The sequence below is a fragment of the Mycobacterium sp. pR1184 genome (genome assembly GCF_041287235.1).
In the GTDB taxonomy this organism is placed as follows: Bacteria; Actinomycetota; Actinomycetes; order Mycobacteriales; family Mycobacteriaceae; genus Mycobacterium.
Genome location: NZ_JBGGKR010000011.1, coordinates 149875 through 175487 on the forward strand (window position 1 = coordinate 149875; position 25613 = coordinate 175487).

A 25613-nucleotide genomic window follows, 5' to 3' on the forward strand; every position below is an offset into this window, starting at 1 on the left:
AGGGGATACCAGCATGAGTCGAGCCAAAAGCCGAACCGATCGCACACACCTGGCGCCTGACCCGGGCGACTTGGGCCGGCTGGTGAGCGGCACCCACCACGACCCACACAGCATCCTGGGCGCTCACGAGTACGGCGACCACACTGTGATCCGGGCCTTCCGCCCGCATGCGCAGGAAGTCATCGCGCTGGTCGGTAACGACGAGTTCGCAATGGAGCACGTCGACGCGGGATTGTTCGCCGTCGCGTTGCCGTTCACGGACCTGATCGACTACCGGCTGAAGATCGACTACGGTTCCGGCGCGCAGGTGACCGCCGACGCCTACCGTTTCCTGCCCACGTTGGGCGAAGTCGACCTGCATTTGTTCTCCGAGGGTCGCCACGAGCGACTCTGGGAAGTCCTCGGTGCCCACCCCCGCTCCTTCACCACGGCCGACGGCGTGGTCGACGGCGTGTCGTTCGCGGTGTGGGCGCCAAATGCCAAGGGCGTCAGCCTGATTGGCGAGTTCAACGGCTGGACCGGCACCGAGGCCCCGATGCGGGTGCTGGGCTCCACCGGAGTCTGGGAGCTGTTCTGGCCCGGGTTCGCCCCAGACGGCCTGTACAAGTTCCGGGTGCACGGCGCCGACGGCGTCGTCACCGAACGGGCCGACCCGTTCGCCTTCGCCACCGAGGTGCCTCCGCACACCGCGTCGCGGGTGACGACGAGCACGTTCACCTGGACCGACGCGGACTGGATGACGCAGCGCGCCCAGCGCAATCCGGTCTTCGAGCCGATGAGCACCTACGAGGTACATCTCGGCTCCTGGCGGCCCGGACTCAGCTACCGCCAACTAGCCACCGAGCTGACGGATTACGTTGTGGAGCATGGTTTTACCCACGTAGAGCTGCTGCCGGTGGCCGAGCACCCGTTCGCCGGATCGTGGGGATATCAGGTCACGTCGTACTACGCGCCGACATCGCGATTCGGCACCCCCGACGATTTCCGGGCGCTCGTCGATGCCCTGCACCAGGCCGGCATCGGCGTGATCGTGGACTGGGTTCCGGCGCACTTCCCGAAGGACGCATGGGCGCTGGGCCGCTTCGACGGCACTGCGCTCTACGAGCACTCCGACCCCAAGCGCGGTGAGCAACTCGACTGGGGCACCTACGTTTTCGACTTCGGCCGTCGCGAGGTACGCAACTTCTTGGTCGCCAACGCGCTGTACTGGCTGGAGGAATACCACATCGACGGCCTGCGGGTGGACGCGGTGGCGTCGATGCTCTACCTGGACTACTCGCGGCCCGAGGGCGGCTGGACACCCAACATCTACGGTGGCCGGGAAAACCTCGAGGCGGTGCAGTTCCTGCAGGAGATGAACGCCACGGCACACAAGGCCGCCCCGGGGATCGTCACGATCGCCGAGGAGTCGACGTCGTGGCCCGGCGTAACGCGGCCGACCAACCTTGGCGGGCTGGGCTTTTCGATGAAGTGGAACATGGGCTGGATGCACGACACGCTCGACTACATCAGCCGCGACCCGATCTATCGCAGCTTCCACCACCACGAGATGACCTTCTCGATGCTGTATGCGTTCAGCGAGAACTACGTGCTGCCGATCAGCCACGACGAGGTGGTACACGGCAAGGGCACGCTCTGGGGCCGCATGCCGGGCAACAACCACGTCAAGGCCGCCGGACTGCGTAGCCTGCTCGCCTATCAGTGGGCCCATCCCGGCAAGCAATTGTTGTTCATGGGACAGGAATTCGGCCAGCGCGCCGAGTGGTCCGAGCAAAACGGTTTGGACTGGTGGCAGCTCGACGAGCAGGGCTTCTCCAACGGCATATTGCGTTTCGTGCGCGACATCAACGCTATTTACCGCGACCGTCCGGCGCTGTGGAGTCGCGACACGACGCCCGAGGGTTATTCCTGGATCGACGCCAACGATTCCGGCAACAACGTCTTGAGCTTCCTGCGCTACGGCAACGACGGCTCGGTCATGGCGTGCGTGTTCAATTTCGCGGGATCCGAGCACAGCGGCTATCGACTCGGTCTGCCCAGCGGCGGTCGCTGGCGCGAGGTGCTCAATACCGACGCGACGGACTACAACGGTTCTGGCATCGGCAATCTCGGTGGTGTGGACGCGACCGAGGACCCGTGGCATGGCCGTCCGGCCTCGGCGCTCCTGGTGTTGCCGCCCACGTCGGCGCTGTGGCTGGAACCGGAGTAATCAGTACAGCGCGTTAGCGAGGTTTCGACGGCCGGCGATGACTTCAGGGTCGGCGGGATCGAAGAGTTCGAACAACTCGATCAGCCGGGTTCGGACCCGGGTGCGTTCATCGCCAGATGTGCTGCGCACCAACGCCGTCAATCGCTCGAATGCCGCGGTCACGTCCTGGTTGAGGATCTGCACATCGGCGGCCGCGAAGGCCGCCTCGATGTTGTCCGGAGCGCCATCCGCGACGGCCACCGCGTCCGGACGCTGTGCGGTTGCGCGCATGAGGAAGTCGATCTGGCGGATCGCACCCTTGGCCTCGACACTGTCCGGATTGGTGTTCAGCAACGCCTCATACGACTGCTTGGCCGCCTCGAAGTCACCGGCCTCTAGCTGCTGGCGAGCCTGGGCCAGGGCCGGGTCCACCTCGGCGTCGTCCTCGGAACCGGTTGCGCCCTTGAGCTTTCCGGCCGTCGCCGACAGCAGTTGGTCCAGCCAGCGGCGCAACTGATCGGCGGGCTGCGAACCCTGGAAGCTGGACAGCGGCTGACCGGCTGCCAGGGCCACGACGGTGGGAACGGCTTCGACACCGAAGATCTGGGCCACCCGTGGCGCCACATCGACGTTGACGGTCGCCAGCGCCCATTTGCCGCCGTCCTGGGCGGCCAGACCGGACAGCGTGTCGACCAACTCGACGCAGGCCTCGCTGCGCGGCGACCATAGGGCGACCACCACGGGCACCTCGTCGGAGCGGATCAGCACCTCGGCTTCGAAATTGGCCTCGTTGACCTCGGTGGTCCCCGGACCCGCCGGCGTCGGCCGGCCCGCGGCACCGGTGGCCGAAGGGCTCTGCTGAGCACGTTGCTTTAGACCGGACAGGTCGACCGCACCGGCAAGCGCGGGCCCGATCGAGGATCTCGGACGCGTCACGACGTCAAGTCTGTCATGCGCGCCGACCACCGATCCACCCGGTCACACCGGGGCTCCCGCCCGGGCGAATTTGGCCGAAAACCGGCCCCGCCAAGGCCCCTGGTCGTCTCATGAGAGCAACATCACAACGCGCACCGAATCCGGGCTGCCAGCAACGCCGACCGCTGGTCAGTCCGGGGTTAGCCAGCCCGCAGAATCAGTGCGTCGCCCTGGCCCCCGGCGCCGCACAGCGCCGCGACGCCGTACCCCGAACCGCGCCGCGCCAGTTCCAGGGCGACATGCAGCGTGATCCGGGCGCCCGACATCCCGATCGGATGTCCCACCGCGATCGCACCGCCGTTGACGTTGACGATCTCGGGGTCGATCCCGAGTTCGCGCGTGGAAGCCAGGGCCACCGCCGAGAACGCCTCGTTGATCTCCACCACATCGAGCTGGTCAGCCGTGATGCCCTCGCGGCCCAGTGCCTTCTTGATCGCATTGGCGGGCTGGGACTGCAGTGTCGAATCGGGCCCCGCCACGACTCCATGAGCACCGATCTCTACCAGCCACGACAGACCCATTTCCTGCGCCTTGTCCTTGCTCATCACCACGACCGCCGCGGCACCGTCGGAGATCTGCGACGCGGAGCCGGCGGTGATGGTGCCGTCGCTGCGGAAGGCCGGTTTCAGGCCGGCTAACGACTCGACCGTGGTGTTTGCCCGAATGCCCTCGTCCTCAGTGAACTGCAACGGATCGCCTTTGCGCTGCGGGATGTTCACCGGCACCACCTCGTCGGTGAAGACGCCGTCCTTCCATGCCGCGGCCGCTTTCTGATGCGACCGCGCAGCGAACTCGTCCTGTTCGGCGCGGGTGAACTTGTCGACGTCGTTGCGCTGCTCGGTCAGCGCGCCCATCGGCTGGTCGGTGAACACGTCGTGCAGGCCGTCGTAGGCCATGTGGTCGAGCACGGTCACGTCGCCGTACTTGTAGCCCGCACGGCTGTCCATCAGCAGGTGCGGGGCCTTGGTCATGGACTCCTGGCCACCGGCCACCACGACGTCGAACTCCCCCGCCCGAATCAGCTGATCGGCCAGCGCAATGGCGTCGATACCGGACAGGCACATCTTGTTGATGCTCAGCGCCGGGACGTCCCAGCCGATGCCGGCGGCCACCGCGGCCTGACGGGCGGGCATCTGGCCGGCGCCTGCGGTCAGCACCTGGCCCATGATCACGTACTGCACCGCGGAAGCGGGCACATTGGCCTTCTCCAGCGCACCGGCGATCGCGATCGCACCCAAATCGCTGGCCGAGAAATCCTTCAGCGAACCCATCAACTTGCCGATCGGGGTCCGTGCTCCAGCAACGATCACCGATGTCGTCATAACAACCTCCTAGCGACGCATGGAGGGCCCATTCGGCCTCCCGGAGAAGCGCAATCTTTGCCGCCAGGTTACCTTTATGTGATGACGACCGATCAAGTTGACGCCCGTCAAATCCTGGCCACCTCGCTGGTGACCGCGATCGATCACGTCGGCATCGCAGTCGCCGACCTCGATGCAGCCATCGCCTGGTACCACGACACCCTCGGCATGGTCTTGGTGCACGAGGAAGTCAACGAGGACCAGGGAATCCGCGAAGCCATGATCGCCGTCCAGGACGGCGAGCCCGGCACGGCGCAGATCCAGTTGATGGCACCGATCGACGAGTCTTCGACGATCGCCAAGTTCCTGGACAAGCGCGGACCGGGCATCCAGCAGATGGCGGTGCGAGTCAGCGATTTGGACGCGCTCTGCGAGCACCTGCGGTCCCACGGGGTGCGGCTGGTCTACGAGACCCCCCGTCGCGGCACAGCGAACTCGCGGATCAACTTCATCCACCCCAAGGACGCCGGCGGCGTGCTGATGGAGTTGGTCGAGCCGGCTGCCTAGCCGCTGTGTAGTTCACGACCATTTTCTGGTCGGGCCGCGATTTGCCCGATTCGTCCAGCAGGGCGTGTGCCAGTGCCGACGATCGTCCACCCCGCCCAGCGGCGAGTCCGTCGGCCAGACCACCAGATGTGCTGTGCCGGAGCGGATTTCGTGATCACAGCCGGGGCAGCGGTAAGTTTTGAGCGCACGCGCGGCGGCGATCGGGCGCACTTCGTAGTCGTGACCGTCGGGCCCGGTTTCCACCCGCCTCAGGGCCGGCGACAGCGAAGGCAGCTGTTGCCGACGGGGCGGGGTGCGGCGCCGAGCCATGCCGACAAGTCTAATCGGGCAACTCAGAACAGCCGGTACTCATCGCTGTCCATTCCGCGCATCTTGTCGTAATCCAATGTAAGACAACGTATTCCGCGGTCGGTGGCTAAAGTTCGGGCCTGAGGCTTAATCTGCTGCGCCGCGAACACACCCTGGACCGGCGCCAGCACGGTGTCGCGATTCAGCAATTCGAGGTAGCGGGTGAGCTGCTCCACGCCGTCGATCTCGCCGCGCCGTTTGATCTCGACGGCTACCGAGCCACCGTCGGCGTCGCGGCACAACAGGTCGACGGGGCCGATCGCCGTCATGTATTCGCGGCGGACCAACGTATATCCCTCACCCAGCAGCTGGACGTGTTCGGCGAGCAGCGCCTGCAGATGTGCCTCGACACCATCCTTGACCAGCCCGGGGTCAACCCCCAGCTCGTGGCTGGAGTCGTGCTCGACCTGCTCGACGGTGATGCGCAGCTGTTCGCCCGTCTTGTTCTCCACTACCCACACCGGTGTCTCGCCGACGACCTCTTCGGTCAACCAGCACGGCGGACTCATCCAATTCAGCGGCTTGTAGGCGCGGTCGTCGGCGTGCACGCTGACCGACCCGTCGGCTTTGAAGAGCAACAACCGACGCGCCGACGGCAGATGTGCCGTGAGCCGGCCAACGTAGTCGACGGTGCATTGGGCGATCACTAGACGCACCCGACTCACCTTAGAGCGTCGTTGACGAATTAGGCTGACGCCACCATGTCGGCGAACAAGAGCATGGCGCAACGCTTGGGACGGGTGCTCGAAAGGGTCACCCGTCAGAGCGGCCGGTTGCAAGAGACACCCGCCTACGGTTCTTTGCTGCTCGGGCGGGTGAGCGAGAGCCAGGCCCGCCGGCGGGTGCGCATTCAGCTCATTCTGACCACCTTCATCCTGATCACGAATCTGATCGGTATCGGTGTCGCGGTCCTTCTGCTGGCCGTCGCCCTGCCGTCGCCCAGCATCTTTTCCGACGCGCCGGCGTGGATCACCTGGGCCATCGCACCCGGATACGTCGCGGTCGCGCTGGCACTCGGGGCCTACTGGATCACCCACCGGACGATGGCCACGCTGCGGTGGGCGATCGAAGAGCGCAAGCCCACCCTCGACGACGAACGCAACACCTTCCTCGCCCCGTTCTGGCTGGCGATGGGCGTGCTGGTGCTGTGGGGCGTCGGGACCGCGTTGCTCACCACGCTCTACGGACTGATCAACACGCTGTTCATCCCGATCGTGGGTTTCTCCGTGGGCATCTGCGGGATTCTGGTGGCCACCGCGTCCTACCTGTTCGCCGAGTTCGCGTTGCGCCCGGTGGCCGCCCAAGCCCTGGAGGCCGGGCGAGCCCCACAGCGGCTCGCACCGGGAATTATGGGCCGCACCCTGACGGTCTGGCTGCTCAGTTCCGGGGTTCCGGTGCTCGGCATCGCGCTGATCGCGTTCTTCGCGCTGGTGCTGCGCAATCTGAGCGAGACCCAACTCAGCGTCGCGGTGCTGATCGTCTCGAGCGCGACGCTGATCTTCGGGTTCATCCTGATGTGGATCCTGTCCTGGCTGACGGCGACACCGGTGCGGGTGGTGCGCGCGGCCCTCAAGCGGGTCGAGCAGGGCGATCTGCGGGGCGACCTGGTGGTGTTCGACGGCACCGAACTCGGCGAGTTGCAACGCGGTTTCAACTCCATGGTCGACGGGCTGCGCGAACGCGAGCGAGTACGTGATCTGTTCGGCCGGCATGTCGGTCGAGAAGTCGCACTGGCCGCCGAGCGCGAGAAACCGAAGCTCGGCGGCGAAGAGCGCCACGTCGCGGTCGTGTTCATCGACATCGTCGGCTCCACGCAATTGGTGACCAGTCAGCCCCCGACCGAGGTCGTCAATGTGCTCAACCGGTTCTTCGCGATCGTCGTCGAGGAAGTCGACCGGCACCATGGATTGGTCAACAAGTTCGAAGGTGACGCATCGCTGGCCATCTTCGGCGCCCCGAATCACCTCGACTGTCCCGAGGACGCGGCGCTGGCGACGGCCCGCGCGATCTGCAGTCGGCTGGCGCATGAGATGTGTGAACTCGAGGCCGGTATCGGCGTGGCGGCCGGACAGGTCGTCGCAGGCAATGTCGGCGCCAAGGAGCGCTTCGAATACACCGTGATCGGCGAACCGGTCAACGAGGCGGCCCGGCTGTGCGAGCTGGCCAAGTCACACCCGGGTGGATTGTTGGCAACCGCGGACGCCGTCCAGGGTGCGAGTGAAAGTGAAAGTGCGCGTTGGTCTTTGGGCGAGACCGTGACACTGCGTGGACACGATCACCCCACGCGGCTGGCCTCGCCCAAGCGCGGCGAGTAACCGAGCCGTTCAGTGGCAACCCTCGTCGCCTTCCACGCGCATCCGGACGACGAGGTGGTCCTCACCGGCGGCACGCTGGCCGCAGCGGTGGCGGCAGGGCATCGGGTTGTCCTGGTGACCGCGACCGACGGACGGGTGAACGACGAGGACGATCACACTCGAATTGATGAATTACTCACCAGCGCAAACATTCTCGGCGTGCACCGAGTCGAGTGCCTCGGCTACGCCGACAGTGGCTACGGGCCGATCTTCTACCCGGACCCACCCGGCCGGATCAGGTTCGCGCGGGCCGAGGTCGAAGCGGCGGCGCAGCGCCTGGCCACCATCCTGCGCGACGAGGACGCACAACTACTGCTGAGCTATCAGCCCAACGGCGGATACGGACACCGGGATCATGTGCAGGTCCATCACGTCGGCAAGCGTGCCGCGGAGTTGGCCGCGACCCCGCGGGTTCTCGAGGTCACGATGCCACGCGAATTGCTGCGCCGGGTCTCCAATGTGCTTCGCTTGCTCCGACTTCCGGCGCCCTACGATGCCGACACGGCACGCACCGCATACGCGCCCCAAGCCACGATCACCCACCGCATCGACGTCCGGCGATTCGCCCGGCAGAAGCGGGATGCGTTCGCCGCCCACCGCTCGCAGATCGGCGGCGGGCTCAGCGCGCGCCTGTTCGGGCTGGTGATGCTGTTGCCGCCGCAAGTGTTCGGACTGGTGCTGCGCCACGAATGGTTCGTCGATCCGAGTGCCCAACCGGACACCGTGCGCCGCAACATCTTCGACCGCTAGGACAGACTGCGGACCCGCACGGGCACAGCCGCTCTCACCAACGACGCCACCAGTAGCAGGGCCAGGATCAGCAGCGTCCCCACAAACCAGACGGTGGCCCGCCAGCCGCCCACGCTGTAGACCAACCCGCCCACCGCGCCGGCCACCGACCCACCCAGGTAGTAGCTGAACAGGTACAGCGCGGACGCCTCGGCGCGATCGCAGCGTGCCACGGACCCCACCCAACCGCTGGCCACCGCGTGCGCGGCGAAGAACCCGCCGGTGAACACGCCGGTCCCGACGACGATCACGGGCAGCGCGTCCGGCAGTGTGATCAGCAGCCCCGTCACGGTGATCGGCAGGGCGCCCCCCAGCACGAGCAAGCGCCCCCGCCGATCGGCGAGCCGTCCCGCCACGACCGACGTCCAGGTGCCCACCAGGTACAGCAGGAACAGCAGGCCCACCACCGACGGCTTCAACTCGAACGGCGCGGCGCCAAGTCGGTAGCCGAGGTAGTTGTACACGGTGACGAATCCGCCCATCAGCGTGAAAGCCAGAACAAAAAGCTTCAGCAACAACGGGTTTCGCAGATGTGTCAGCAGACTTCGGGTGGTCGCGCGGATGCTCACCGGCTTCGGAGCGAAGAATTGGGACTTCGGCACCAGCAGGGCGAATACCACCGTCGCGGCCAACGTCGTCAATGAACACACCAACAGTGCGACCCGCCAGCTGCTGACCTCGAGCACCAGCGCAGGGATGATCCGTCCCGCGCAGCCACCGATGGTCGTCCCGGCGATGTAGCGGCCCATCGCCGATCCCAGCGACGACGCGTGCACCTCCTCGGCGAGAAACGCCATCGCGACCGCGGGAATCCCGGCGAGCGCAACGCCTTGGGCCGCCCGCCCGATCAGCAGCACGCCGAGCGTGGGGCTGAAGGGCAACAGCAACCCGATCACGCTGGAGGCCACCCCCGAGATCAGCATCACGGTGATTCGCCCATACCGTTCCGAGAGCACGCTGGCCGGAACGATGGACAGGGCCAGCATTCCGGTGGTCAGCGAGACCGTCAGCGCCGACGTCGCCGGGGAGATCCGGTAGTACGCCGACAACGCGGGCAGCAGCGCCTGCGTGCAGTACATGGCGGCGAAACTGGCCAGACCGGCGCCGACCAGCGCCGCGGTGATACGTCGGTATCCGCGGCTGCCGGCTTGGTGCGCACTGGGGGTCGCGGTGAGCTGGGGCATAGAGCTGATGGTCCGCTCCGAGCCTGCCGATCGGAAATGAATTATTTCACACATTATGATGCAATTTCGACATAGGTAAAGGTGGCGGTCATGGCCGATGGCGACTACGAGTGGTACCTCACACTCGCCGAGCTGCAACACGTAACGGCGGCGGCTCGACAACTGCATATCGCGCAGCCGACGCTGACGCGGATGCTGGCGCGCCTGGAACGCCGGCTCGGGGTGGCGCTGTTCGACCGCCACGGCCGCCGACTCGCGCTGAGCACCTACGGCCGGATCTTCTACGAGCATGCGCGACGGGCGCAGTTGGAGCTCGATTCGGCCCGACGCGAAATCGAGGACCTGAGCAACCCGGCGGCCGGTGAGATCCGGCTGGGTTTCTTGAGTTCGTTCGGATCGGTCGTCGTGCCGCGGTTGATCGCCGGGTTCACCAAGGTGTCGCCGCGCGTGACGTTCACCCTCGAGGAGGGCGCGGCCGAGTCGATCAGTGATCGCGTGTTGGAGGGCTCGATCGACGTCGCGGTGGTATCGCCTCGACCACAGAAGCCAACCTTGGCCTGGCGCAGCCTGTTGCGTCAGCGCCTCGGTGTCGCGGTGCCCCGCGACCATCGGCTCTCGGGCGCGGCGGCGGTGTCGATGACGGATCTTGCCGACGAGCCTTTCATCACCATGCATCCGGGATTCGGCATGCGACAGCTACTCGATGAGCTTTGTGCCGCAGCACAATTCCAGCCACGCATCGTCCTGGAATCGGCGAACCTGACGACGAACGCCGGGCTGGTGGCCGCGGGTCTGGGCATCAGCCTGATACCGATCGACGGCAGCGAGCTTGCGCCCGGGGTCTGCGTGCTGCACCTGGCCGACGCGGACGGTTACCGCGACATCGGGATGATCTGGGACTCGTCGCGGCCCTTGTCCCGCGCCGCCCGGGACTTCGTCGCATCGGCCGCGACGGCTTAGCCGCCGGGTCGCCAGAGCTCGACCGTGCTGCGCGCACCGCCCGGCAGCTCGAGAATTTCGATGGGCGTGTCATCGGGGTCGTGGACGAAGAACATGCGCACCCCACCGATGTCGACGATCGGCTCGGTGCGCACCTCGGGGTGCTGGCGCCGGACGGCCTCGTAGGTGGCGGCGAGATCCGCGACGCGAAATGAGATGTTGGTATAGCCACGATGCGGGCCGGTCGGGCTGGCAGGTACATCCCCGAGAAACAGCAGTTCGACCATTACTCCCCCGATCAATCCGCCGACCATGCGGCCTTTCTGGGCCGTGCCGCCGGTCACGGCATCGAGTCCGCCGCCCTCGAGTTCGACATCGAAGACGACGTCGATGCCCAGCACCGCGGTGTAGAACGCCAGCGCTGTGTTCATGTCGGAGACGCCGATGCAGACATGGGAGAAGTTCTCGACGGCAATGGGCTTCGGCTCGGTCATGCGGCCTCCTCGGACATCGGCAGTTCACAGCGTGCACGTCCGCCCACCATCATGTCGCTTTTCCGCCAGTCTTGTCGGCCCTCTGGTGTAACTGTGGAAGCGTGCACGACGACTTCGAACGTTGTTACCGGGCGGTCCAGTCCAAGGACGCCCGGTTCGACGGCTGGTTCGTCACCGCGGTGCTCACCACCCGCATCTACTGCCGGCCCAGCTGCCCGGTGCGTCCACCGTTCGCGCGCAACGTGCGCTTTTATCCGACCGCGGCGGCCGCGCAGCGGGCGGGTTTCCGCGCGTGCAAACGGTGCCGACCCGACGCCTCGCCGGGGTCGCCCGAATGGAATGTGCGCGGCGACGTCGTGGCGCGGGCCATGCGGCTCATCGCCGACGGAACGGTGGACCGCGACGGAGTGAGCGGTCTGGCCGCCCACCTCGGGTACACGACCCGGCAGCTGGAGCGGCTGTTGCAGGCCGAGGTCGGCGCCGGTCCGCTCGCGCTGGCGCGCGCGCAACGAAGCCAGACCGCCCGGCTACTGATCGAGACGACCGAACTGCCGTTCGGCGACGTCGCGTTCGCCGCCGGTTTTTCCAGCATCCGCCAGTTCAACGACACCGTGCGCCTGGTGTTCGAAAGCACACCGACCGACCTGCGCACGCGCGCGGCGTCCCGGTCGGGGTCTTCGAAAGCCGGTGTGACTTCGACTGGGACAGTGTGCCTTCGGCTGCCGGTGCGCACTCCTTTCGCCTACGAGGGCGTCTTCGGACATCTGGCAGCGGGCGCCGTTGCAGGTTGCGAGGAAGTGCGCGACGGCGCCTACCGGCGCAGCCTTCGACTTCCGGCCGGCAACGCCGTAGTCGCGCTGACGCCGGCTGTCGATCACGTCCGCTGCCTGCTCGTGCTCGATGACTTTCGTGATCTCACGACCGCGATCGCCCGCTGCCGGCGGCTGCTGGACCTCGACGCGGATCCGGAAGCGATCGTGGACACGTTGAGTCGCGACCCGCTGCTGGCACCCGTCGTGGCCAAGGGTCCAGGACAACGCATTCCGCGCGCGGTCGACGAAGCCGAACTCGCCGTGCGCGCGGTACTCGGTCAACAGGTCTCCACCAAGGCCGCACGCACCCATGTCGGCCGATTGGTCAGGGCGTACGGGCCGCAAGTCCACGACCCCGAAGGCACACTGACGCATGCCTTCCCGTCGATCGAGCAGCTCGCCGAGATCGATCCCATCCATCTGGCGGTGCCCAAGTCGCGGCAGCGGACGATGACCGCGTTGGTCGCCGGACTCCTCGAAGGCAGCGTGGTCCTGGACGCCGGAAGCGACTGGGACAGCGCGCGTACTCAGCTGCAGGCCCTGCCGGGGGTGGGCCCATGGACCGCCGAGGTGATAGCGATGCGCGGCCTTGGCGACCCGGACGCGTTTCCCGCCAGCGACCTTGGGCTCCAACTCGCCGCCAGACAGCTGGGCCTGCCGACGAATCAACGCAAACTCATTGAGCACAGCGCACATTGGCGCCCGTGGCGCTCGTACGCCACTCAGCATTTGTGGACCACGCTCGAGCACCCGGTGAACCAATGGCCGCCACAGGAGGTCGCATGATCCAGTACCGCACCATCGACAGCCCGATCGGGTTGCTGACCCTGGCCGGCCGCGACTCGGTGCTGACCAATCTGCGAATGGTCGATCAGACCTACGAACCGAGTCGCGCCGGCTGGTCGCCCGATCCGGGGGCGTTCGGCGCGGCCGTCGAACAGTTAGTGGCGTACTTCACCGGCGAGCTCACGTCTTTCGACATTGAACTCGACCTGCGGGGTACCGAATTTCAGCGACGCGTCTGGAAAGCGCTGCGGACGATTCCATATGGACAAACGCGTTCGTATGGAGAAATCGCGGAACAGATCGGGGCCCCGGGCGCCGCACGCGCGGTCGGACTGGCCAATGGCCACAATCCGATCGCAATTATCGTGCCATGCCATCGCGTCATCGGCGCCAATGGCAGCCTCACCGGTTTCGGCGGCGGGCTCGGCCGCAAGCGCACATTGCTCGAATTGGAAAATCAACGGTCGAATTTGACGCTCTTCGATTAATAGATAACGCAAAAATGCCCCCTTTGCAGGGGGCATTTTTGTGTATGTTCGGCGGTGTCCTACTTTTCCACCCGATAGGGCAGTATCATTGGCGCTGACAGGCTTAGCTTCCGGGTTCGGAATGGGACCGGGCGTTTCCCTGTCGCTGTGGCCGCCGTAACTCTATTTATTTTTCATTCAAGTGTTCTGGTGGGGGGTGTGGTATCGAGATATTTCGCAGCAAATGCCGGAAAAAGAATAGTGGTTGCGATTATGTTGGTAAGTTTTCGGCCGGTTAGTGCCAGTTCCCTGCACTCATTACTGAGCTTCTAGGTCTGGCCTATCAATCCCGTGGTCTGCGGGGGGCCTTATCCCTCTAAAAGGGTGAGAAACCTGATCTTGGAGAAGGTTTCCCGCTTAGATGCTTTCAGCGGTTATCCTGTCCGAACGTAGCTATCCAGCAGTGCCTCTGGTGAGACAACTGGTGCACTAGAGGTTCGTCCGTCCCGGTCCTCTCGTACTAGGGACAGGTTTCCTCAAGTTTCTGACGCGCGCGGCGGATAGAGACCGAACTGTCTCACGACGTTCTAAACCCAGCTCGCGTGCCGCTTTAATGGGCGAACAGCCCAACCCTTGGGACCTGCTCCAGCCCCAGGATGCGACGAGCCGACATCGAGGTGCCAAACCATCCCGTCGATATGGACTCTTGGGGAAGATCAGCCTGTTATCCCCGGGGTACCTTTTATCCGTTGAGCGACACCCCTTCCACTCGGGGGTGCCGGATCACTAGTCCCGACTTTCGTCCCTGCTTGACGTGTAGGTCTCGCAGTCAAGCTCCCTTGTGCACTTACACTCAACACCTGATTGCCGTCCAGGTTGAGGGAACCTTTGGGCGCCTCCGTTACATTTTAGGAGGCAACCGCCCCAGTTAAACTACCCGCCAGGCACTGTCCCTGAACCCGATTAGGGTTCGAAGTTAGGTGTCCAATACGGTCAGAGTGGTATTTCAACAACGACTCCGCTCTAACTGGCGTTAGAGTTTCACAGTCTCCCACCTATCCTACACAAACAGTACCGAACACCAATACCAAGTTGTAGTGAAGGTCCCGGGGTCTTTTCGTCCTGCCGCGCGTAACGAGCATCTTTACTCGTAGTGCAATTTCGCCGAGTCTATGGTTGAGACAGTTGGGAAGTCGTTACGCCATTCGTGCAGGTCGGAACTTACCCGACAAGGAATTTCGCTACCTTAGGATGGTTATAGTTACCACCGCCGTTTACTGGGGCTTAAATTCTCCGCTTCACCTTACGATTAACGGGTCCTCTTAACCTTCCAGCACCGGGCAGGCGTCAGTCCGTATACATCGTCTTGCGACTTCGCACGGACCTGTGTTTTTAGTAAACAGTCGCTTCCCACTGGTTTCTGCGGCCGGTTCCCGCTCCCAGCGCAAGGCTGTTCACGGTAAGCCGGCCCCCCTTCTCCCGAAGTTACGGGGGCATTTTGCCGAGTTCCTTAACCATAGTTATCTCGTACGCCTTGGTATTCTCTACCTGACCACCTGTGTTGGTTTGGGGTACGGGCCATGTATGCGCTCGCTAGAGGCTTTTCTTGGCAGCTGAGGATCACCGAATTCGCCTCAATCGGCTATGCATCACCTCTCAGGAATATGAACGACGGATTTGCCTATCGTTCTCCCTACAGGCTTGCCCCAGTATTACCACTGACTGGTACGGCTACCTTCCTGCGTCACCCCATCGCTTGACTACTACCCACCCGGGTCCCACGCAGCCGGCGGTCTTCGCTCCCCGAAGGGATTGATAGACCACCATTTGGGTGGTTAGCAGAATGGATTCGTCAGGGACGCTCATACACGGGTACGGGAATATCAACCCGTTGTCCATCGACTACGCCTGTCGGCCTCGCCTTAGGTCCCGACTCACCCTGGGCGGACTGGCCTGGCCCAGGAACCCTTGGTCTTTCGGCGGGCAAGGTTCTCACTTGCCTAATCGCTACTCATGCCTGCATTCTCACTCCCCCAAACTCCACCATCGGTTACCCGACAGCTTCTCTGCATGGGGGACGCTCCCCTACCCAACCTTGCGGTTGCCGCGGCTTCGGCGGTGTGCTTGAGCCCCGCTACATTATCGGCGCACAATCACTTGACCAGTGAGCTATTACGCACTCTTTCAAGGGTGGCTGCTTCTAAGCCAACCTCCTGGTTGTCTCTGCGACTGCACATCCTTTTCCACTTAGCACACGCTTAGGGGCCTTAGCCGGCGATCTGGGCTGTTTCCCTCTCGACGTACGGAGCTTATCCCCCGCCGTCTCACTGCCACGCTATACACCACGGCATTCGGAGTTTGGCTGACGTCAGTAACCTAGTAGGGCCCATCGGCCATCCAGTAGCTCTACCTCCGTGGTGAAACACGTAACGCTGCACCTAAATGCATTTCGGGGAGAACCAGCTATCACGGAGTTTGATTGGCCTTTCACCCCTACCCACAGCTCATCCCCTCAGTCTTCAACCTAAGTGGGTTCGGGCCTCCACGCGGTCTTACCCGCGCTTCACCCTGGCCATGGGTAGATCACTCCGCTTCGGGTCCAGAACATGCCACTCAAGCGCCCTATTCAGACTCGCTTTCGCTGCGGCTACCCCACACGGGTTAACCTTGCGACATGTCCCTGACTCGCAGGCTCATTCTTCAAAAGGCACGCCATCACTCCACAAGGAAGCTCTGACGGATTGTAGGCACACGGTTTCAGGTACTATTTCACTCCCCTCCCGGGGTACTTTTCACCATTCCCTCACGGTACTAATCCGCTATCGGTCATCGAGAAGTATTTAGGCTTACCGAGTGGTCTCGGCAGATTCACAGCAGATTTCACGGGCCCGCTGCTACTCGGGAGTTGATACAAGGCAGGTGCCGGGTTTTCGCGTACCGGGCTCTCACCGTCTGCGGCAGACCATCCCAGGCCACTTCCGCTAACCACGACACTTTCTGACTGCCCCCCAGCTAGGTAGAGCTGAGAAATATCAATCCCACAACCCCGCACACACAACCCCTACCCGGTTACACATGCATGCGGTTTAGCCTGTTCCGCTTTCGCTCGCCACTACTCGCGGAATCACTTTTGTTTTCTTCTCCTACGGGTACTGAGATGTTTCACTTCCCCGCGTTACCTCCCGCACCCTATATATTCAGATACGGGTAACACGACATAACTCGTGCTGGGTTTCCCCATTCGGAAATCCTCGGATCAACGCTCGGTTGACAGCTCCCCGAGGCATATCGCAGCCTCCCACGTCCTTCATCGGCTCTCGATGCCAAGGCATCCACCATGTGCCCTTAAACACTTACGAACACAAAAACCAAAAGAAAAATTACACATTTTTGACGAATACGCAGCCCGAGGGCAACGCATCCGTCTAGATGCTCGCAACCACTATTCAATGCTCAAACACCACACCCCACCACCAAGATGGAGGGACACCACATCGACCTAAGCCGGCCGAGTGTTGTCTCAGGGCCCAATAGTGTGTCTGGCGATTGCCTGCTGTTGTGCACCCGGCTCCCGTCCACTACAGACGAGAACCCCTCACGGCTCACACCCCACCAATTGGAGTGTTTCTCGTGGTGCTCCTTAGAAAGGAGGTGATCCAGCCGCACCTTCCGGTACGGCTACCTTGTTACGACTTCGTCCCAATCGCCGATCCCACCTTCGACAGCTCCCTCCAAAAGGTTAGGCCACTGGCTTCGGGTGTTACCGACTTTCATGACGTGACGGGCGGTGTGTACAAGGCCCGGGAACGTATTCACCGCAGCGTTGCTGATCTGCGATTACTAGCGACTCCGACTTCACGGGGTCGAGTTGCAGACCCCGATCCGAACTGAGACCGGCTTTAAAAGGATTCGCTTAACCTTACGGCATCGCAGCCCTTTGTACCGGCCATTGTAGCATGTGTGAAGCCCTGGACATAAGGGGCATGATGACTTGACGTCATCCCCACCTTCCTCCGAGTTGACCCCGGCAGTCTCTCACGAGTCCCCGCCATTACGCGCTGGCAACATGAGACAAGGGTTGCGCTCGTTGCGGGACTTAACCCAACATCTCACGACACGAGCTGACGACAGCCATGCACCACCTGCACACAGGCCACAAGGGAACCGACATCTCTGCCGGCGTCCTGTGCATGTCAAACCCAGGTAAGGTTCTTCGCGTTGCATCGAATTAATCCACATGCTCCGCCGCTTGTGCGGGCCCCCGTCAATTCCTTTGAGTTTTAGCCTTGCGGCCGTACTCCCCAGGCGGGGTACTTAATGCGTTAGCTACGGCACGGATTCCAAGGAAGGAAACCCACACCTAGTACCCACCGTTTACGGCGTGGACTACCAGGGTATCTAATCCTGTTCGCTCCCCACGCTTTCGCTCCTCAGCGTCAGTTACTGCCCAGAGACCCGCCTTCGCCACCGGTGTTCCTCCTGATATCTGCGCATTCCACCGCTACACCAGGAATTCCAGTCTCCCCTGCAGTACTCCAGTCTGCCCGTATCGCCCGCACGCCGAGGGTTAAGCCCCCGGTTTTCACGAACAACGCGACAAACCACCTACGAGCTCTTTACGCCCAGTAATTCCGGACAACGCTCGCACCCTACGTATTACCGCGGCTGCTGGCACGTAGTTGGCCGGTGCTTCTTCTGCAGGTACCGTCACTTGCGCTTCGTCCCTGCTGAAAGAGGTTTACAACCCGAAGGCCGTCATCCCCCACGCGGCGTCGCTGCATCAGGCTTGCGCCCATTGTGCAATATTCCCCACTGCTGCCTCCCGTAGGAGTCTGGGCCGTATCTCAGTCCCAGTGTGGCCGGACACCCTCTCAGGCCGGCTACCCGTCGTCGCCTTGGTAGGCCGTCACCCCACCAACAAGCTGATAGGCCGCGGGCCCATCCCACACCGCAAAAGCTTTCCACCAAAAGGCATGCGCCAAAAGGTCCTATCCGGTATTAGACCCAGTTTCCCAGGCTTATCCCGAAGTGCAGGGCAGATTACCCACGTGTTACTCACCCGTTCGCCACTCGAGTACCTCCGAAGAGGCCTTTCCGTTCGACTTGCATGTGTTAAGCACGCCGCCAGCGTTCGTCCTGAGCCAGGATCAAACTCTCCAAACAAAAACTCCTCGTTGAACGAGGTGTATTTCGAATCAGAGATAATCTGACCTAACAAAAAGACACCATCTTACTGGCATCAAAAAACGACCATACCCACACACGGGGAGTGTTAAAAGTATGGTCAAAAAAACAACAACAAACAAAAACACCAAACACACTATTGAGTTCTCAAACAACACTCTTGCTTTTGTTGCCCGCTTCGGGGCAACCCTGCCAGCTTAATACAGATCCGGCAGAGGCGTCAACCCCCAAATTTCTTGCGATCGTGGTGATCGCTGCGAGGGCAGCCGTGCCAGGTTAGTACCAATCCGGCGAGGGAGTCAAGCCCCGGTCTCGGTCTCCTTCGAGTGGTGACCGCGCCTGTGGGGCACTGACTTTGGTTACTGTACCCGCTCGATCTCCGCTCCCAAAATCGCCAGGTTTTCGACGAACAACGGGTAGCCCCGATCGATGTGAAAGACGTCGTGAACCTCGGTGTCACCGTCGGCGACGAGCCCGGCCAACACCAGGCCGGCACCCGCTCGAATATCCGAACACCAGACCGGTGCGCTGGAAAGTTGCGGCAGACCGCGGACCACCGCGTGGTGGCCGTCGGTGCGCGCGTCGGCGCCCAGCCTGATCATTTCTTCGACGAATCGAAAGCGCGCCTCGAACACGTTTTCCGTGATCATCGAGGTGCCGTCGGCGATCGACGCCAGCGCGATCGCCATCGGTTGCAGATCCGTCGGGAAACCGGGAAACGGCAAAGTCGCAACGTTCATCGCCTTGGGACGCTCGTACTGCGTCACCCGGAAACTGTTGTCCGTCTGGGTGACGGTGGCGCCCGCGTCATGCAGTTTGTGCAGCACCACCTGAAGGTGCGCCGGATCGATGCCGCTGACCGAGATGTCGCCGCGGGTGATCGCGGCGGCGATCCCCCAGGTGGCGGCGACGATGCGGTCACCGATCACCCGGTGCTCGGTCGGGTACAGCCGCGGCACCCCGGTGATCGTCATGGTCGGCGAGCCCGCACCCTCGATCTTCGCGCCCATCTGATTGAGCATCGTGCAGAGGTCGACGACGTCGGGTTCGCGCGCGGCATTGTGGATCGTGGTGACACCCTCGGCTACCACCGCGGCCATCAGGATGTTCTCGGTGGCACCCACCGAAGGGAATTCCAGTTGAATCTCCGCGCCGCGCAACGTATCTGCGTGAGCGACCACACAGCCATGCTCGATATTGCACGTTGCACCCAGTTGCCGCAGGCCCGCCTGATGCATGTCCAGCGGGCGCGACCCGATCGCGTCGCCGCCCGGGAGCGCCACCCTGGCGCGCTTGCACCGGCCGACCAGTGGCCCGAGCACGCACACCGAGGCGCGGAACTGTCGCACGGCCGCGAAGTCGGCGTCGTACTTGGGTTCGTCGGGTGAGGTGATGCGCGCGACGTCGCCGTCGAGTTCGACGGTGGCGCCCAGGCCGCGCAGCACCTCGGCCATCAGCGGCACATCGAGAATGTCGGGGCAATTGGTGATGGTGCTGGTGCCCTCGGCCAGCAGGGTCGCCGCCATCAGCTTGAGCACGCTGTTCTTGGCGCCCCCTACTGCGACTTCGCCTGACAACCGATTACCGCCGGTTACCACGAATCGCTCAGCCACCCGCGTCAGTCTAGTGAAGGGGTATCGGCTTGTCAGTCAGCTAACTGACTTCGCCGAGTACGGTTTGATCATGGCAGTACATCTGACCCGCATCTATACCCGGACCGGCGACGACGGAACCACGGGATTGAGCGATTTCTCCCGCGTCTCGAAAAACGACCCCCGCCTGGTCGCCTACGCCGACTGCGACGAGGCCAACTCCGCGATCGGCGCCGCGATCGCGCTGGGCCAGCCAGATTCCGAAGTCACGGGCGTGTTGCGTCAGATCCAAAACGATTTGTTCGACGCCGGTGCGGACCTGTCGACACCGGTGGTGGAAAACCCGAAATATCCTCCGCTGCGCGTCGCCCAGTCCTACATCGACCGGCTCGAAGGATGGTGTGACAAATACAACGAGCCGCTGCCGGCGCTGAATTCCTTTGTGCTTCCTGGCGGTTCGCCGTTGTCAGCACTGTTGCACGTCGCCCGCACCGTGGTGCGTCGCGCCGAGCGATCGGCCTGGGCAGCAGTCGATTCCGCGCCCGGCGAAGTCAACGTGCTGCCGGCGAAATACCTGAATCGGTTGTCGGATCTGCTCTTCATCCTGTCGAGAACAGCCAACGTGGATGGCGATGTGCTGTGGAAACCAGGCGGGAAGCCGGGCGGCGACTCCTAAACAGGTTGAGCTGCTGGGCTTTTCGTCAAACACTGCGACGGCGTGCGCGCGGTGACGGACGGGACTCCAGCCACGACAGGAAGGCGGTCAGCGCGCCCTGGTCGAGCGCCAGTTCGTAAGCCGACCTACGCTCCTGGGTGGTATCGCGTAGTTCCAGCACCACGATTTCGTCGGTCATGATGTCGAATTCATCGCCGCGCGGCGCCCGCCGGGCGACGATTTCGATCCCGCGGCGGGACACCCGTCGGTCTGGCCACAGGCGCAGGCTGGACAGCCGATAGAAAGCAGCTTCGCCACCGCGGTAACGGATCACGCCGTGCCGCCAGCCATGACCTCCCACCGCCGGAATGTCGCGCATGATGCCGGCTGTCCCGCCCTGCCGCAGCTTCCACAGCCGGTAGCTCAGGGCCAGAACGGCCGCCCCCAACACGACGACGAGCACGACCATGGCAATCATGGGCGCGCTCATCGCCTTGTCCTGGGTGGCTAGTCGATTGCGCCGACGGCGCGCAATCTGGCGCGGCCCCTGGCGGCAACACGAGGATCGTCGGACTCGGAATCCTGCTTGGCCGCGGCCTCGTCGATCTCCGAGGAGAACTCGGCGGACTGGGCGAGAATGGTGACGCTCTCCTCGGTCACCGACAGGAATCCACCGTCCACCGCGACCCGCAGGTCGTCCTGGCCTTCGCGCTCGACGCGCACCATGGCGTCATCGACCAGTTGGGCCACCAACGGGATGTGTCGGGGCAGGATGCCGATCTCGCCGACGGTGGTGCGGGTGAACAAGAACGTTGCCTCACCCGACCAGATCTTTCGGTCGACGGCGACGATCTCAACGTTCAATTCAGCCATTTCACACCATCTTTCGGAATCGCCGACTAAAGCTTGGCGCCAAGGCTCTCGGCCTTCTTGGCCAAGTCGTCGAGACCACCGATCAGGAAGAATGCCTGCTCGGGCACGTGGTCGAACTCACCCTTGGTCAGACGGTCGAACGACTCGATGGTCTCCTTCAGCGGGACGGTCGAACCCGGCTGACCGGTGAACTGCTCGGCCGCCATCATGTTCTGGGACAGGAACCGCTCGATGCGTCGCGCCCGCTGCACCAGCTGCTTGTCCTCCTCCGACAGCTCGTCGATACCGAGGATCGCGATGATGTCCTGAAGGTCCTTGTAGCGCTGCAGGATTCGGATGACTTCCTGCGCCACCCGGTAGTGCTCGTCACCGACGACACTGGGGTCGAGGATGGTCGAGCTCGACGCCAGCGGGTCCACCGCCGGGAAGATGCCCTTGGAGAACACCGAACGCGACAGCTCGGTGGTGGCGTCCAGGTGGGCGAACGTGGTGGCCGGCGCAGGGTCGGTGTAGTCGTCGGCGGGCACGTACACGGCCTGCATGGAGGTAATCGACTTACCACGCGTCGAGGTAATGCGCTCCTGCAGCTCACCCATCTCATCGGCCAGCGTGGGCTGGTAACCCACCGCGGACGGCATACGACCGAGCAGCGTCGAGACCTCGGAGCCCGCCTGGGTGAACCGGAAGATGTTGTCGATGAACAGCAGCACGTCCTGGCCTGCCTCGTCGCGGAACCACTCCGCCATCGTCAGCGCCGACAGCGCCACCCGCATACGGGTGCCGGGCGGCTCGTCCATCTGACCGAACACCAGCGCGGTGTCCTTGAGCACGTTGGCTTCCTGGAGCTCGACCCACAGGTCGTTGCCCTCACGGGTGCGCTCCCCCACGCCGGCGAACACCGAAGTACCACCGAAGTTGCGGGCAATACGGTTGATCATCTCCTGGATGAGCACCGTCTTGCCCACGCCGGCACCACCGAACAGTGCGATCTTGCCACCACGCACGTACGGGGTCAGCAGGTCGACGACCTTGAGGCCGGTCTCGAGCATCTCGGTACGGGGCTCGAGCTCTTCGAAGGGCGGCGGCTTGCGGTGAATCGACCAGTGCTCGAAGTCTTCTCCGTAGCCCGGCTCGTCCATGCAGCGCCCGAGTGCGTCGAACACATGGCCCTTGACCTCCTGGCCCACCGGCACCGAGATCGGGGATCCGGTGTCGGTGACCGCGACCCCGCGGACCAGTCCGTCGGTGGGCTGCAGCGAGATGGTGCGGACCAGGTTGTCACCGAGGTGCTGTGCGACCTCGAGGGTGAGCGTCTTCTTGAGCTCCTCGAAGGTGATCTCGGCGTGCAGCGCGTTGAACAACTCCGGGACGGAACCGCGCGGGAACTCGACGTCGACGACCGGCCCGGTGATCCGTACCACGCGGCCGTTGGTGTCGGAGCCAGTCGACTTCTTCTTTTCGGCAGTAGCGGTCATGTTTTCTTCGCTTCCTCGTGGTGCTATCGGGCTCGGGCGTCGGCCAGCGCGTTTGCGCCACCGACGATTTCACTGATTTCTTGGGTGATCTGGGCCTGCCGCTCGCGGTTCGCCATCAGCGTCAGGGCCTTGATCAGGTCGTCGGCGTTGTCAGTGGCCGACTTCATAGCCCGTTGGCGCGACGCCAGTTCCGACGCCGCGGATTCCAGGAGCGCGGTGTACACGCGGGTGGTTACATACCGCGGCAACAACGCGTCGAACAGTGTCGTCGCATCCGGCTCGAACGAATACAGGGTGTGCAGTGGCTCCGGTTCTTCGCTGTACTCGACGACCATCGGCGCCATCCGGTGGGCCACCGTCGACTGCGACAACATCGACTTGAATTCCGTGTAGACGATGTGCAACTCGTCGACACCCTCCACGTCGGAGTTCTCTTCACTGCCTTCGCTGCCGGGAATGAACGCATCAACCAGCGTCGAGGCAACCTCGGAGGCCTTTTCCACCGTGGGTTGTTCCGAGAAGCCGGTCCACGATTCGGTGATGTCCCAGTTGCGGAAACTGTAGTAGCCCAACGCTTTACGGCCGACCACGTACAGCACGGGAGTCTTGCCTTCCTCCCGCAGGAGCGAAAACAGCTCCTCTGCACGGCGGAAGACACCGGAGTTGTAGGCGCCACACAGACCGCGGTCCGAGGACACCACCAGCACGGCGGCCCGCTTGGGCTCGGGCCGTTCGACCAACAGCGGATGATCGAGCGCCGCCTCGCTGGACAGCGTGGTCAGCATCCTGGTGATCTCTTCGGTGTAGGGGCGAGCAGCTTGAAGCCGAGCCTGGGCCTTGCCGATACGCGATGTCGCGATCAGCTCCTGGGCTTTGGTGATCTTCTTGATCGCACCGGCGGAACGGATCCGTCCGCGCAACTCGCGAAGTGTGGCAGCCATCGAGTACTACTTCTTCTTCTCTTGCTTCTTCTTGTCTTCCGGCGCCGGCTTGTTGACCTTGACCGACTCCTTGGCCAAATCCTCTTCGTCAAGAGCCTCGACGTGCTCGTCCGGCACCACCGACCCGCCGCCCGTGGCGGCGAAGCCCTTCTTGAACTTCTTGATGATCTCCTCGAGCTGGCTCTCGGCCTCTTCGGAAAGCTTTCCGCTATCCCGGATTCCGGTCAGGAACTTCTCCTCGGAGGCCCGCATGTGGTCCAGCAGCTCGGTTTCGAAGCGGCCGACATCCTCGACCGGCACCGAGTCCAGGTGGCCGCCGGTGCCCAGGAAGATCGAAACCACTTGCTCCTCAACGGGCAACGGCTGGTACTGCGGCTGCTTGAGCAATTCCACCAGCCGGGCGCCGCGGTCCAGCTGCGCCTTGGAGGTGGCGTCCAGGTCGGAAGCGAACGCGGCGAACGCTTCCAGCTCGCGGTACTGCGACAGATCCAGACGCAGCGACCCGGCCACTTCCTTCATGGCCTTGATCTGCGCCGCGCCACCGACGCGAGACACCGACACACCGACGTTGATGGCCGGACGCACACCCTGGTTGAACAGGTCGGATTCCAGGAAGCACTGGCCGTCGGTGATCGAAATGACGTTGGTGGGAATGTAAGCCGAGATGTCGTTGGCCTTGGTCTCGATGATCGGCAGGCCGGTCAGCGAACCACCACCAAGCTCATCGGAGAGCTTGGCGCAGCGCTCCAGCAACCGCGAATGCAGGTAGAACACGTCACCGGGGTACGCCTCGCGTCCGGGCGGGCGGCGCAGCAGCAGCGAGATCGCGCGGTACGCCTCGGCCTGCTTGCTCAAGTCGTCGAAGACGATCAGCACGTGCTTGCCGTCGTACATCCAATGCTGTGCGATCGCCGAACCGGTATACGGCGCAAGCCATTTGAACCCGGCGGAGTCGGAGGCCGGCGCCGCGACGATGGTGGTGTAGTCCATCGCGCCGCCCTCTTCCAGCGCGCGACGCACCGACGCGATCGTGGTGCCCTTCTGGCCGATAGCGACGTAGACGCAGCGGACCTGCTTCTTCTCGTCGCCGCTCTCCCAGTTCTGCCGCTGGTTGAGGATGGTGTCGACGCAGACCGCGGTCTTGCCGGTCTTGCGGTCACCGATGATCAGCTGGCGCTGGCCGCGGCCGATCGGGGTCATCGCGTCGATGGCCTTGATGCCGGTTTGCAGCGGCTCGCTGACGCTTTGGCGCTGCACCACCGAGGGCGCCTGGATTTCCAGCGCGCGCCGGGTGTCGGTCTCGATGTCGCCCTGACCGTCGATCGGCTCACCCAACGGGTTGACCACGCGGCCGAGGAAGGCGTCCCCGACGGGCACCGAGAGGACTTCGCCGGTGCGCTTGACCTGCTGGCCTTCTTCGATCTTCTCGAAGTCACCCAGGATCACCGCACCGACGCTGTGCTCGTCGAGGTTGAGCGCGACGCCGAGGACGCCGCCGGCGAACTCAAGCAGCTCCTGAGTCATGACCGAAGGCAAACCGTCGACGTGCGCGATGCCGTCACCGGCGTCGACCACGGTGCCGACCTCCTCGCGAGAGGTGTCGGAGGTGAAGGAGCCTACGTACTCTTCGATCGCGCTCTGAATGTCATCAGCGGAGATTGTCAACTCGGCCATGGCTTTTCGTCTTCC

General features: G+C 63.5%; 20 protein-coding genes and 3 rRNA genes. 8 read left to right on the plus strand and 15 right to left on the minus strand.

All coding sequences use genetic code 11. The annotated features are described in order from the left end of the window. Positions 1-13: 13 nt before the first annotated feature. Positions 14-2209: a 1,4-alpha-glucan branching protein GlgB gene (gene glgB / locus ACAG21_RS19835; protein ID WP_370497961.1), complete on the plus strand. Its 2196-nt coding sequence runs from the start codon at positions 14-16 to the stop codon at positions 2207-2209. Here the strand turns inward: glgB and ACAG21_RS19840 are convergent, their stop codons facing one another. Then, positions 2210-3124: a co-chaperone YbbN gene (locus tag ACAG21_RS19840; protein WP_370497962.1), complete on the minus strand. Its 915-nt coding sequence runs from the start codon at positions 3122-3124 to the stop codon at positions 2210-2212. It abuts the gene before it with no gap. 179 nt (positions 3125-3303) lie between these two features. Next, complete coding sequence (locus ACAG21_RS19845) at positions 3304-4485, minus strand: acetyl-CoA C-acetyltransferase (RefSeq protein WP_370497963.1); 1182 nt, start codon at positions 4483-4485, stop codon at positions 3304-3306. A gap of 78 nt (positions 4486-4563) precedes the next feature. Here ACAG21_RS19845 and mce point away from each other — a divergent pair, with 78 nt between their 5' ends. After that, positions 4564-5031 carry a methylmalonyl-CoA epimerase gene (gene mce / locus ACAG21_RS19850; RefSeq protein ID WP_370497964.1) on the plus strand — a complete coding sequence of 156 codons (468 nt, stop codon included), beginning with the start codon at positions 4564-4566 and terminating at the stop codon, positions 5029-5031. A 12-nt stretch (positions 5032-5043) separates the two neighbouring features. On the opposite strand, the gene ACAG21_RS19855 is transcribed toward mce, so the two are convergent. After that, the gene (locus ACAG21_RS19855) at positions 5044-5340 is read right to left on the minus strand and encodes a hypothetical protein (protein ID WP_370497965.1); all 297 of its coding nucleotides are present in this window, start codon (positions 5338-5340) and stop codon (positions 5044-5046) included. 23 nt (positions 5341-5363) lie between these two features. Beyond that, the gene (gene nucS / locus ACAG21_RS19860; protein ID WP_370497966.1) at positions 5364-6035 is read right to left on the minus strand and encodes an endonuclease NucS; all 672 of its coding nucleotides are present in this window, start codon (positions 6033-6035) and stop codon (positions 5364-5366) included. Between the two features lie 45 nt (positions 6036-6080). Between nucS and ACAG21_RS19865 the strand changes: the two genes are divergently transcribed. Beyond that, positions 6081-7694: an adenylate/guanylate cyclase domain-containing protein gene (locus tag ACAG21_RS19865; protein ID WP_370497967.1), complete on the plus strand. Its 1614-nt coding sequence runs from the start codon at positions 6081-6083 to the stop codon at positions 7692-7694. Between the two features lie 12 nt (positions 7695-7706). Further along, positions 7707-8483, plus strand: coding sequence for a PIG-L deacetylase family protein (locus ACAG21_RS19870; protein WP_370497968.1), 777 nt, complete (start codon positions 7707-7709; stop codon positions 8481-8483). Here ACAG21_RS19870 and ACAG21_RS19875 read toward each other — a convergent pair. Then, positions 8480-9706 carry an MFS transporter gene (locus tag ACAG21_RS19875; protein ID WP_370497969.1) on the minus strand — a complete coding sequence of 409 codons (1227 nt, stop codon included), beginning with the start codon at positions 9704-9706 and terminating at the stop codon, positions 8480-8482. The two genes, ACAG21_RS19870 and ACAG21_RS19875, sit on opposite strands and share 4 nt — an antisense overlap. Before the next feature lie 90 nt (positions 9707-9796). On the opposite strand from ACAG21_RS19875, the gene ACAG21_RS19880 reads away from it, so the two are divergent. Next, on the plus strand, positions 9797-10666 hold the full coding sequence (locus ACAG21_RS19880) for a LysR family transcriptional regulator (protein ID WP_370497970.1): 870 nt from the start codon (positions 9797-9799) through the stop codon (positions 10664-10666). Here ACAG21_RS19880 and ACAG21_RS19885 read toward each other — a convergent pair. After that, complete coding sequence (locus ACAG21_RS19885) at positions 10663-11139, minus strand: VOC family protein (protein ID WP_370497971.1); 477 nt, start codon at positions 11137-11139, stop codon at positions 10663-10665. The two genes, ACAG21_RS19880 and ACAG21_RS19885, sit on opposite strands and share 4 nt — an antisense overlap. A gap of 101 nt (positions 11140-11240) precedes the next feature. Here ACAG21_RS19885 and ACAG21_RS19890 point away from each other — a divergent pair, with 101 nt between their 5' ends. Both ACAG21_RS19890 and ACAG21_RS19895 read left to right on the plus strand, forming a co-directional pair. Beyond that, positions 11241-12737 (plus strand): AlkA N-terminal domain-containing protein, encoded by a 1497-nt coding sequence (locus tag ACAG21_RS19890; RefSeq protein ID WP_370497972.1) that lies wholly within the window; start codon positions 11241-11243, stop codon positions 12735-12737. Continuing rightward, entirely contained in the window at positions 12734-13225 is a 492-nt protein-coding gene (locus ACAG21_RS19895) for a methylated-DNA--[protein]-cysteine S-methyltransferase (protein ID WP_370498034.1), read from the plus strand. Before ACAG21_RS19890 ends, ACAG21_RS19895 begins: the two co-directional genes overlap by 4 nt. A 46-nt stretch (positions 13226-13271) precedes the next feature. Here ACAG21_RS19895 and rrf read toward each other — a convergent pair. The 4 genes from rrf to murA all read right to left on the minus strand — a co-directional run bounded on the left by rrf (position 13272) and on the right by murA (position 20001). Beyond that, positions 13272-13384, minus strand: a 5S ribosomal RNA gene (gene rrf / locus ACAG21_RS19900). A 95-nt stretch (positions 13385-13479) separates the two neighbouring features. Continuing rightward, positions 13480-16563: ribosomal RNA gene (locus tag ACAG21_RS19905) — 23S ribosomal RNA — on the minus strand. Positions 16564-16848: 285 nt separating this feature from the next. Beyond that, positions 16849-18367: ribosomal RNA gene (locus ACAG21_RS19910) — 16S ribosomal RNA — on the minus strand. Together the 16S, 23S and 5S rRNA genes form the textbook arrangement of a ribosomal RNA operon. 380 nt (positions 18368-18747) lie before the next feature. Then, positions 18748-20001 (minus strand): UDP-N-acetylglucosamine 1-carboxyvinyltransferase, encoded by a 1254-nt coding sequence (gene murA / locus ACAG21_RS19915; protein ID WP_370497973.1) that lies wholly within the window; start codon positions 19999-20001, stop codon positions 18748-18750. Between the two features lie 70 nt (positions 20002-20071). On the opposite strand from murA, the gene ACAG21_RS19920 reads away from it, so the two are divergent. Further along, a complete protein-coding gene (locus ACAG21_RS19920; RefSeq protein WP_370497974.1) occupies positions 20072-20656 on the plus strand; it encodes a cob(I)yrinic acid a,c-diamide adenosyltransferase in 585 nt (194 codons plus the stop codon). Between the two features lie 25 nt (positions 20657-20681). Here ACAG21_RS19920 and ACAG21_RS19925 read toward each other — a convergent pair whose 3' ends face one another. Genes ACAG21_RS19925 through atpA form a run of 5 tightly spaced genes read right to left on the minus strand, consistent with a single transcriptional unit; the run spans position 20682 to position 25598 of the window. Then, on the minus strand, positions 20682-21125 hold the full coding sequence (locus ACAG21_RS19925) for a DUF2550 domain-containing protein (RefSeq protein ID WP_370497975.1): 444 nt from the start codon (positions 21123-21125) through the stop codon (positions 20682-20684). Positions 21126-21142: 17 nt separating this feature from the next. Beyond that, positions 21143-21508, minus strand: coding sequence for a F0F1 ATP synthase subunit epsilon (locus ACAG21_RS19930; RefSeq protein WP_370497976.1), 366 nt, complete (start codon positions 21506-21508; stop codon positions 21143-21145). A gap of 26 nt (positions 21509-21534) precedes the next feature. Next, positions 21535-22983, minus strand: coding sequence for a F0F1 ATP synthase subunit beta (gene atpD / locus ACAG21_RS19935; protein ID WP_370497977.1), 1449 nt, complete (start codon positions 22981-22983; stop codon positions 21535-21537). Positions 22984-23006: 23 nt separating this feature from the next. Beyond that, positions 23007-23924, minus strand: coding sequence for a F0F1 ATP synthase subunit gamma (locus ACAG21_RS19940; protein WP_370497978.1), 918 nt, complete (start codon positions 23922-23924; stop codon positions 23007-23009). A gap of 6 nt (positions 23925-23930) precedes the next feature. Then, positions 23931-25598, minus strand: coding sequence for a F0F1 ATP synthase subunit alpha (gene atpA / locus ACAG21_RS19945; RefSeq protein ID WP_370497979.1), 1668 nt, complete (start codon positions 25596-25598; stop codon positions 23931-23933). Between the last annotated feature and the right edge of the window lie 15 nt (positions 25599-25613).

What these genes read in the sequence shown, in the direction of transcription:
- ACAG21_RS19865 (WP_370497967.1), top strand. Translation starts at nt 6,081, where the DNA reads ATGTCGGCGAACAAGAGCATGGCGCAACGCTTGGGACGGGTGCTCGAA.
- ACAG21_RS19855 (WP_370497965.1), bottom strand. Translation starts at nt 5,340, where the DNA reads ATGGCTCGGCGCCGCACCCCGCCCCGTCGGCAACAGCTGCCTTCGCTG.
- atpD (WP_370497977.1), bottom strand. Translation starts at nt 22,983, where the DNA reads ATGACCGCTACTGCCGAAAAGAAGAAGTCGACTGGCTCCGACACCAAC.
- ACAG21_RS19885 (WP_370497971.1), bottom strand. Translation starts at nt 11,139, where the DNA reads ATGACCGAGCCGAAGCCCATTGCCGTCGAGAACTTCTCCCATGTCTGC.
- ACAG21_RS19920 (WP_370497974.1), top strand. Translation starts at nt 20,072, where the DNA reads ATGGCAGTACATCTGACCCGCATCTATACCCGGACCGGCGACGACGGA.
- ACAG21_RS19875 (WP_370497969.1), bottom strand. Translation starts at nt 9,706, where the DNA reads ATGCCCCAGCTCACCGCGACCCCCAGTGCGCACCAAGCCGGCAGCCGC.
- ACAG21_RS19925 (WP_370497975.1), bottom strand. Translation starts at nt 21,125, where the DNA reads ATGAGCGCGCCCATGATTGCCATGGTCGTGCTCGTCGTCGTGTTGGGG.
- atpA (WP_370497979.1), bottom strand. Translation starts at nt 25,598, where the DNA reads ATGGCCGAGTTGACAATCTCCGCTGATGACATTCAGAGCGCGATCGAA.
- ACAG21_RS19940 (WP_370497978.1), bottom strand. Translation starts at nt 23,924, where the DNA reads ATGGCTGCCACACTTCGCGAGTTGCGCGGACGGATCCGTTCCGCCGGT.
- glgB (WP_370497961.1), top strand. Translation starts at nt 14, where the DNA reads ATGAGTCGAGCCAAAAGCCGAACCGATCGCACACACCTGGCGCCTGAC.
- ACAG21_RS19880 (WP_370497970.1), top strand. Translation starts at nt 9,797, where the DNA reads ATGGCCGATGGCGACTACGAGTGGTACCTCACACTCGCCGAGCTGCAA.
- ACAG21_RS19895 (WP_370498034.1), top strand. Translation starts at nt 12,734, where the DNA reads ATGATCCAGTACCGCACCATCGACAGCCCGATCGGGTTGCTGACCCTG.
- ACAG21_RS19930 (WP_370497976.1), bottom strand. Translation starts at nt 21,508, where the DNA reads ATGGCTGAATTGAACGTTGAGATCGTCGCCGTCGACCGAAAGATCTGG.
- ACAG21_RS19845 (WP_370497963.1), bottom strand. Translation starts at nt 4,485, where the DNA reads ATGACGACATCGGTGATCGTTGCTGGAGCACGGACCCCGATCGGCAAG.